The 8,941-nt window shown below is 45.9% G+C and carries 6 protein-coding genes; 1 reads left to right on the top strand and 5 read right to left on the bottom strand.

Annotation, left to right across the window (positions count from 1 at the left end; translation table 11 throughout):
* The 4 genes from RM811_RS23220 to RM811_RS23205 all read right to left on the bottom strand — a co-directional run.
* The coding region (locus tag RM811_RS23220) for a phosphatase PAP2 family protein (protein ID WP_402529046.1) at positions 1–606 on the bottom strand (606 nt) is incomplete at its 3' end.
* Positions 607–1,258: 652 nt separating this feature from the next.
* Positions 1,259–2,374 carry a hypothetical protein gene (locus tag RM811_RS23215; protein WP_402529044.1) on the bottom strand — a complete coding sequence of 372 codons (1,116 nt, stop codon included), beginning with the start codon at positions 2,372–2,374 and terminating at the stop codon, positions 1,259–1,261.
* A 114-nt stretch (positions 2,375–2,488) separates the two neighbouring features.
* Positions 2,489–4,267 (bottom strand): acyl-CoA dehydrogenase C-terminal domain-containing protein, encoded by a 1,779-nt coding sequence (locus RM811_RS23210; RefSeq protein ID WP_402529042.1) that lies wholly within the window; start codon positions 4,265–4,267, stop codon positions 2,489–2,491.
* Positions 4,268–4,451: 184 nt separating this feature from the next.
* On the bottom strand, positions 4,452–5,252 hold the full coding sequence (locus RM811_RS23205; protein WP_402529040.1) for a DUF3943 domain-containing protein: 801 nt from the start codon (positions 5,250–5,252) through the stop codon (positions 4,452–4,454).
* Between the two features lie 385 nt (positions 5,253–5,637).
* Between RM811_RS23205 and RM811_RS23200 the strand changes: the two genes are divergently transcribed.
* Positions 5,638–5,895 (top strand): hypothetical protein, encoded by a 258-nt coding sequence (locus tag RM811_RS23200; RefSeq protein ID WP_402529038.1) that lies wholly within the window; start codon positions 5,638–5,640, stop codon positions 5,893–5,895.
* A 641-nt stretch (positions 5,896–6,536) separates the two neighbouring features.
* Here RM811_RS23200 and RM811_RS23195 read toward each other — a convergent pair.
* The gene (locus tag RM811_RS23195) at positions 6,537–8,327 is read right to left on the bottom strand and encodes an acyl-CoA dehydrogenase C-terminal domain-containing protein (RefSeq protein WP_402529035.1); all 1,791 of its coding nucleotides are present in this window, start codon (positions 8,325–8,327) and stop codon (positions 6,537–6,539) included.
* Positions 8,328–8,941: the final 614 nt, after the last annotated feature.

The raw sequence follows: 8,941 nt of genomic DNA, 5'->3' as shown, positions 1-8,941 counted from the left end.
TGGCATGTCGAATACCCACATATAGAACAGGTAGAGCCCACCCATTACCAGCCCAAAACCGACGATCAAAGGCATTATGGATTGTTTCTGCAACCAGACAGCGATTGGGTCACTCCATGCAGAGTATGCCCACAAAAGAATGGCAGCCAATAACCACCCCCCCAGAATATCTCCGGGAAAGTGAAGAGCAAAATACACTCTGGAGAAACCAATCAGCGAAGCAATGGATAGCGCAATAACCCAAAACCATCGTCTTGCAACACTGACGGCGAGCATAACCCATAACAGAGCTGAGTTCTGGGCGTGGCCACTTGGCATGCCAAAGCCCCACTCCCGGTCAGGCGTAATCCCGGGAACAACCTCAAATGGCCTGGGTAAAGCCAGCATATCCTTGAAACTGATATTAATAAAAAAGGACAACAGGAACATGGTAGAAACGCGTACCATGAACCGGAAATTAAGGCACCAGATCAGGAGCGGAAAAAAGTAAATAAAATATTTCCCGCCTGAATCGGTTGTATGTCGCATAAAAGAATCCATTATCGGATTTCGATATTGCTGAATCCAGGCAATAAAATCCAACCCCCACTGGAGTAAATCAGTCACAAGCAGTTCCTTTCTTATTTTGGTTATCAGCTTAAAAACAGAGCACTCATGCCAGTCAATGACAAAAACGGCCCGAAAATCGGACTCAAAGCACTCCAGTGAATCTTCTTATGTTTAAAACTCAGCCTGAGCTTTTCACATTATTCCCATGAATTTTTCCGGTCTAACAGATACCTTGTAATATATTGAGGACGGGGTCTTTTCTTTCTGCAACACTCGCTTCGTATCTAACCCCATGTAAGTCTGGAAATAGGTTTGATCACAATCAACATCAGAAAAACACCAGAAACCAATAAAAAAAAATGACTATTTACTGACTAAAATGTCTGGACTGAATCAACCAATAATAGAAATAAATTTTTCATATTTTCAGTTCATTGATTATCAGCTGACGATTATCAGCTGACATCTTCCATTCCGTCACCCCAATAAAAAAATCATCCTATTTCGCATCAAACAAATTACTCGCTGATGTTCGATACAAATCCGTTGACGTATGCAAAGGTAGCAGCGAATTTCTTTTGAGTCACAGAAAATAATCAAGGTAATTTTTATTTTAATAAATCAAGAAGGGTATTTACCTATAAAAACAAAGAAAACCGACACCTAAATCGTAAATGGTAATTATGGATTACTTCACTTATCAAATAATCTAATTAGAACATCGACCTTTCCAAAGACCATCAACAGGATCATAACCACAATCTACTCCTTGAGTATCCTTTTTCAATATTTCGAATTTGACTATTGGATCAAAATCAAGGGACTTAATATAATCATAATGTTCACGTTGATTAGAGAACCAGCGCAAACGACCTCTTTCTGGATATTGACGCCCATTGCCTCGGAAAAAGTACCACTTCTGAGACACAGCCTCGCCTGAAAGACAATGTTCTAAAGACATTATCCCTGACTGCCAGCCTAAGCAGAACTGCTCACCCGCCTGTTTGTTGAATAGCCTTTTGGAAGCGAGATCATAACGCCAGATTTGAGAACTTACCGGCTTGCAAGCCTGTACCCTGACTTTAGATTTACCAAAACAGTCATATTGACCAACACTATCAACATGGCATTGTTCAATAGCCAGGCAGCGATTGTTATTAATGTCACCCAGTTTCAAATCCCCTGTCAGCTTTATCTGTTTTGGCTGCCATGGCCATTTGCCAGACCAGTTCCAGAATTCAACCTCCTGCTTTTGCAAAGACGCTGCATCATGTTCAAACCCGGGGCAGTCGACTCTACCGGTAAAAGGGCTGAGATAACACTGATCGTCTCCGGTTTCAGAGTCAACAAACTGGAAAATGACCGGTGATGGATTTTCATCTTCTTTTTTCAGCATCTTTATAAATGCAAGAGGATCAGAAAAATCGACACGACTGAAAAACTCATCCTGCTGATTAAAAAACCACAACTGCTTAAGACTGTCAGCCTGACAGTTTTCCATGGATAACTTTTCAGGCAATCGGGTCAGGCAGAGCTCCGCACTGCGCTCAAGAGAGTGAATACGCCTGTTCAGAAAGTCAAATACCCATCTTTGCCCGGGTCCCCCTTCGTTACAGTTGTCAAACACTACTCTATTACTATCACTACAGCTTTCTATTGGCCCATTTTCATCGGACGAACAACCTTCCAGTTCGTCCAATACAATCAGGCACTGTTCCGTATCTTTTTGTTTTAGCAAAAAATTATTGGCGTGTATCCGGGGCTCAATATTTTCAACTCCATAGGCACTATTTCCAGAGATCAGGATAATAATGGAGAAGCACACCGATTGTATGAACCTGTAATTCTGACTGGAAATCATCTGCATCACCGAAGTTATATCAAATAAAACCCCATCAAGTGGGGTTTTATTCAGGTTAATTCCGGTTGTATTTGACCGTTAGAATTGAGAAGGGTTCAACGCAAACAGTTCCTCAGTTCCCGAAATGGCAGAGGCCGCTGCACTGTCAAAGCGAGGCAACAGACGCTTGAAGTAGTAGCGGGCTGTAATCTGCTTCGCTTCCAGCCAGGCTTGGTCCTCACTACCTTCAGAAAGCTTTCTTGTCGCCGTTTTGGACATTAATGACCATATCCAGCCATAAGCCACATAAGCAAAAGCGTTGAGATAATCAACACAGGCAGAGTTGATGACATTCGGGTCATTTTTGGACTGAGCCAGCAATTGTCGAGTCAGTTCTTCCAACTTATCAACAGAAGACAATAACTCATCAGCAAACTCGTCATCGGCATTTACCGAGTGTCGAACCTCGCTCAGGAAGGTCTCAAAGTAAGTACCACCACTCATCGAAATCTTACGACCCAGCAGATCCAGGGCCTGGATGCCATTAGTTCCCTCGTAAATCTGGGTAATACGCACATCACGAACCAATTGCTCCTGACCCCATTCACGAATAAAGCCATGACCACCAAACACCTGCTGGCCTGCCACACAGCTTTCCAGGCCTGCATCCGTCAAGAACGCTTTAACAACCGGCGTTAGCAGTGCCACCAGGGCAGATGCTTTTGCCTGTTCATCGGCATCCTGACTGAATTTTGCGGTATCCAGCTGTTTCGCCACATAAGTGGAGAAAGCCCGGCCACCCTCATTCAGGGCTTTCATATTGAGCAGCATTCGTCGGATATCACCATGTACCAACAACGGATCAGCCACTTTATCTTTCTGGACTGCGCCACTGGCAGAACGCCCCTGTACACGATCCTGAGCATATTCAAGGGCATTCTGGTATGACCTCTCACTGCTGCCCAATCCCTGAATCCCTACAAACAAACGCTCGTAGTTCATCATAGTGAACATAGCGTTCAGCCCTTTGTTCAGACCACCAACCAGGTAACCTTTGGCGCCATCAAAATTCATCACGCAGGTTGCTGATGCATTGATGCCCATTTTATGTTCAATGGAGCCACAGGCCAGCGTATTACGTTCTCCCAGCGAACCATCTTCATTAACCAGAAATTTTGGCACCAGGAAGAGTGAAATGCCCTTTGGGCCTGCCGGCGCATCCGGCAGTTTAGCCAGAACCAGATGGATAATATTATCGGTCAGGTCGTGCTCTCCGCCGGTAATAAAGATCTTGGTGCCACTGATTGAGTAACTGCCATCGCCATTATCTTCAGCTTTGGTTCGGATAATCCCCAGGTCAGTGCCGGCATGAGGTTCTGTCAAACACATGGTTCCGGCCCATTCACCGGAGTACATTTGCGGCAGGTAGGCCGCTTTCAACTCATCAGAGCCATGGGCATCAATAGCAAGACTGGCCCCGGCACCCAGACTGGGATAGAGCGTAAATGCCAGGCTGGCACTGCAGATCATTTCGTCAAACTGGGCAGCCAGTACTTTGGGCATCCCCATACCACCAAGGGCCGGGTTACCACCTAAACCAGTCCAGCCACCTTCAGCAAACAGCTTGTAAGCCTCTTTGTAGCCAGCAGCCGTAGTAACCTGCCCATTATCCCAGTGACAGCCCTCTTCATCTCCAGAGCGATTCAGGGGGGCGATGGTGCGAGAAGCCAGCTTGGCACCCTCTTCCAGAATGGCATCTGCCGTCTCCTGATCCACCATTTCACGGATTGCAGGCCACTGCGACCATTGTTCGGTCACATTAAATACGTCGTACATGACGAAACGCATATCACGAAGGGGGGCTTTGTACTCGGCCATGACTCTCCACTCCTGGAATTATTCTTCTTACTATAGAAATACAGCTATTTCCCTACTGAACTTTTACACAGGAAAATCCATAGTGGCTCATAGCTGTTTTACTTGATTCCGTGAAGGCATATTACCTGAGGGGAAGCCTGTTTTACAGTGAAAGGCTGTTGCTCTTTATGCTCATCCGTCACCTTTAGAAATTAAAGAAAACCTCCACCCCAAAATAGCGGTCATCAAAATCGAGCAATTTTTTTCTATCGTATGAAAGGCTGGAGGCTGGCGGCATAACACTCAAACGAATCGACAAATTTTGTACAATGCCATCGTTCTTATCACCACTGACCCACTGACTGATTTTGCCGACAGGATCGAGAAGAAACAGAGCGGTAGAACCCAGCCCCTTTGAGCCCATGACTTCGCGGTCACTTGCCAGAATATTCAGTTTTTCCTGGTAAGCCCATTCACCGTATAACCACCCCCCCAGCGGGGTAACGATAATATCCTGAATGGATGGGGGCTCACACATGGCTTCAATTCCATATTCGTAGAGAAAAGTGGACATCAGAAAGGAATAAACCAATGAGTTCCACTGGTTGTAACCTGACGATCGCGCCATTACATAGTACACACCGCCAAAATAGGGATGCCCGATGAAATTGATATACCATTCATCCGTATCCCAGACCGGCCCGGACTTCACATTATCCCACCATTTTTTGATGGGTCTGATTTCTGATTTATCCCACTTAGAGACACTTTTCGGCAGCAGGGCAATCACCCCCAGAACTCCAAATGCCAGGCCAGACGCCACTTTGGTTTGATACCAGAGCTGAGACTGATTCTCCTCGGGATACTGATCAAATAGCGTTACATCCCATCCGGATACTTCATCCTTCAATGACCAGTGCCACTCTTTATCATCAATTTTATTCAGAGAATCATCGGGAAAAGCAGGATCCATAGAAATAATCAGAAGAATAAACAGGCTTTTCATAATTGGGATATTCTTCTTCATAGTGATACAGCATTTACACAGCTATTCAGCGCCAGAGCCTCATCAAAAGCAAACCCCTTTTTATAGACCATATCTAACAGGCTGGCAAAACTAACAGTGCCTGAAAACTTATGTGTTAAAAACCGCAGCAGCGTGCACCATAGTAGTAAAAAATCACTGCAAGACGTCTCCTCACCATGGGCCCATCATAAAAAAGTGCCCATTGCCGATGAACTAAGTGAGCTTGATTTTAATAGCTTATTTAAACGTTTGACCAATAACCGGATAACATAAAAATTGATTAGACCAGACAGGTACGGTGGATAAGCGGCCCTTTTGTAAAGAGAACGTCCAGATATTTTGATAACCGAAAAACAGGCGTTTTATGCGATACCTTATTACCCTGATTGCAACCATACTGCGAATCTCTTTATTGACTCTTTTTAGTCAGTCGTCTGGCTTATTAAGCCGATCTCATCGTCAGGTCAGTTCCAGAAAAGATCGCACCAAACGTGGCTGGGTAAAGACCATCTGGCTCGTAGCGGGACTCCTGATATTATTAAACCCTACTCTCCCTGTGATACTGATTATTGCACTGCCAACGACCTTCCTGAGCTTTATGATTCTTGATGAAATTCAGTAACGCTTAACCAGAAATATTCCTGACATTTGATAAAAATTCTCCAATAAAAAAAGGCTACCCAACAGGTAACCTTTTTATTGTGAATCAGCAGCTCATGGCTGTTTAGCCTGCCAGACCCACTAAGAATTGTTGAACCAATTAATTAAGTTGGTGTCAGAAGCTCATCACACTTTTTTTTTGGAGCAAGTCCGTGGCTAATGTAGGAAACACTTCTCCTTATCAACTACTTTCTCAATCACTTTCACCAGATTTAGAATTCCAGCCCCAGACCAAAGCTTGCAGTCGTTGGTTTAATGGCTATAAGGTGGCGGTCATAGCGGGGGCTACTTTATGCGCTGTGGTACTCGGTATTACTGCTTGGAGGGTGGCGGTTTCTGCTTCGGAGGATGGAGAATTTGAGCAGAATGGGTTAGTAGGCTGGAATATAACGGAGGCAATGAATATAACGGAAATAATGAATACGACTGCTGGAATACTGCGATAGGAATCCATGCTTATCTGATCCATGTACGGGCAATTTCTCATGTTCGAGTGGGGTGGGTTTTTGGAGTCTGGCAGATTGCTTTATCCCAAAAATTTTACCTGCTCTCTATAGGAGGTGCAACCCACCAAGGCAAGTTGCACCTCTGGACTTATTCCTCCTAAACGTCACCAAAATCTTCTTCTTTCATGGCCAGAAGATTTTCCGATCCAGACTCCAGGCAGGTTTTATGCATCTGCGCTCTTGGCAACAAGCGCTGGTAGTAGAACCGGGCAGTCTGTATTTTGGCTTTATAGAAGCCTTCTTCTGTGGTGCCACCAGCCAGAGCCTCCTGAGCAGTCAACGCCATTCTTGCCCAGAAGTAAGCGAGACAGGCATAGCCGGAGTACATCAGGTAATCTACCGATGCTGCACCAACCTCTTCCTTATTCTGCATCGCTTTCATGCCAATCTGCAGGGTCATATCGCCCCACTCTTTATTCAGAGCAGTCAATGGTTTGATAAACTCCTGCAGCTCCCCATTACCTGCCTGCGCCTGACAGAACTTATGAATCACTTTGGTGAATGGCTTCATGGTGGCACCCTGGGTCATCAGGACTTTACGACCCAGCAGGTCCAGCGCCTGAATACCCGTAGTGCCTTCATAAAGCATGGAGATACGGCTATCGCGAACATTCTGCTCCATACCCCATTCACTGATATAGCCATGGCCACCATAGCACTGCACACCCAGGTTAGCGGCTTCAAAGCCTGTCTCGGTCATAAAGGCCTTAACGATAGGCGTTAAAAAACTCAGCTCAAGGTCTGCCTGTTTGCGAACGGCTTCATCCGGACTGTTCATTAAATCCGCAATTTGTGCGGTGTAGTAAACCAGTGCACGGTTACCTTCCGTCAGAGCCTTGATGGTCAACAACATACGACGGACATCGGGATGAACGATAATCGGGTCTGCAGGTCCGTCAGGATTCTTGGCTCCAGACAATGACCGCATCTGCAGACGATCACGGGCATATCTTACCGCTCCCTGATAGGCGACTTCAGCATGGGCAATACCCTGAATACCGGTACCCAGACGGGCAGAGTTCATAAAGGTGAACATGCAGTTCAACCCTTTATTTGGCTCACCGATCAAGTAGCCGGTGGCATCATCAAAGTTCATCACGCAGGTCGCGTTACCGTGGATACCCATCTTATGTTCAATGGAACCACAGCTGACACCATTGCTTTCATTCAGAGCATCAGAACGATGCCTGGGAACGATAAACAGGGAAATACCTTTGGTGCCTTCAGGAGCGCCCGGTAAACGGGCCAGGACAATATGCACAATATTCTCTGCCATATCGTGTTCACCGGCAGAGATAAATATTTTGGTACCAGAAATACGATAAGTGCCGTCTTCCTGTGGCACGGCTTTGGTCTTCAACATCCCAAGGTCAGTACCACAGTGGGATTCGGTCAGACACATGGTTCCGGTCCACTCACCGGAAATAAGGCGGGTCAGATACGTTTCTTTCTGTTCTTCCGTACCATGGGCTTCTAACGTGTTCATGGCGCCATGGCTTAAACCGGGATACATCCCCCAGGACCAGTTGGCTTCCCCCATCAACTCACTCAGTACCAGACCCAGTGAGGCAGGAAGACCCTGGCCACCATGCCCGGCATCACTGGCCAGTGATGGCCAGCCACCTTCAACAAACTGCTGGTAGGCTTCTTTAAACCCGGTTGGCGTGGTAACGCCGTCTTCTTTCCAGGTACAACCTTCTTCGTCACCGACACGGTTGATGGGTGACAGTACCTGCTCACAGAATTTTGCACCTTCTTCCAGAATCGCATCCACCATATCCGGTGTAGCATCCTGACCTTCAGGGAGGTTGGCGTAATGTTCTTCATAGCCCAACAGCTCATTACGCACGAACCGGATATCACGGAGGGGGGCTTTATAATCTGGCATGACGCATCCTCGATATTCTTTTACTTATAGATGTAGACAAGTATAACGCTATTTCAAACAGTTGTTTGAAACTTACGTTTTGACATCTCTGATGTCAAGACATGTCGGCAGACATTTATAAATCACGCAAACAAAAGCACAACAAAAAGTTGTTAAAACGAACAAAGCATCTAGAGTTAGCCAACTGCATTTATCCAGAGAGCGAGTCGTTTCAATGGAGAGAGATATTGCTCTGCTCTAACGAATAACCATAAGGCTGGAAGTATTAATGGAGACTGTACAATACCCTCCCCCTGCTACTGTTAGAAATCAGGATACTGGAAAAGGTCATAATAATACTTCGTCTAACTGGCTGGGAAGGGTCTTGCAAATCCTGTGTTCCTGCACATGCAAGACAGGTGATGTGGAGACAGAGCAACAGCCTGCTGATAAGAAGAGGCAAGTCACCAGGCTCAGATCAAGTCGTAACCAACGCTCCTCTGATCAGCACCGAACAAATTGCTCATCCGGCTCTGATAGATTCTATTTAGGGAGGAATTTCGATAAAGCAAATGGTAGCGACTTTACATACAGCAGTAGACATACGTCGCTTGATTCGGGGAACGCTGCCCTCC

Origin of the sequence: Endozoicomonas sp. (assembly GCF_031844845.1) — a bacterium.
In the GTDB taxonomy this organism is placed as follows: Bacteria; Pseudomonadota; Gammaproteobacteria; order Pseudomonadales; family Endozoicomonadaceae; genus Endozoicomonas.
The sequence above is the reverse complement of the archived record's forward strand: the minus strand, read 5'-3'. Positions and strand labels throughout refer to the sequence as shown.

Coding starts and splice junctions, on each gene's coding strand:
- RM811_RS23195 (WP_402529035.1), bottom strand. CDS start 8,327: ATGCCAGATTATAAAGCCCCCCTCCGTGATATCCGGTTCGTGCGTAAT.
- RM811_RS23200 (WP_402529038.1), top strand. CDS start 5,638: ATGCGATACCTTATTACCCTGATTGCAACCATACTGCGAATCTCTTTA.
- RM811_RS23210 (WP_402529042.1), bottom strand. CDS start 4,267: ATGGCCGAGTACAAAGCCCCCCTTCGTGATATGCGTTTCGTCATGTAC.
- RM811_RS23205 (WP_402529040.1), bottom strand. CDS start 5,252: ATGAAAAGCCTGTTTATTCTTCTGATTATTTCTATGGATCCTGCTTTT.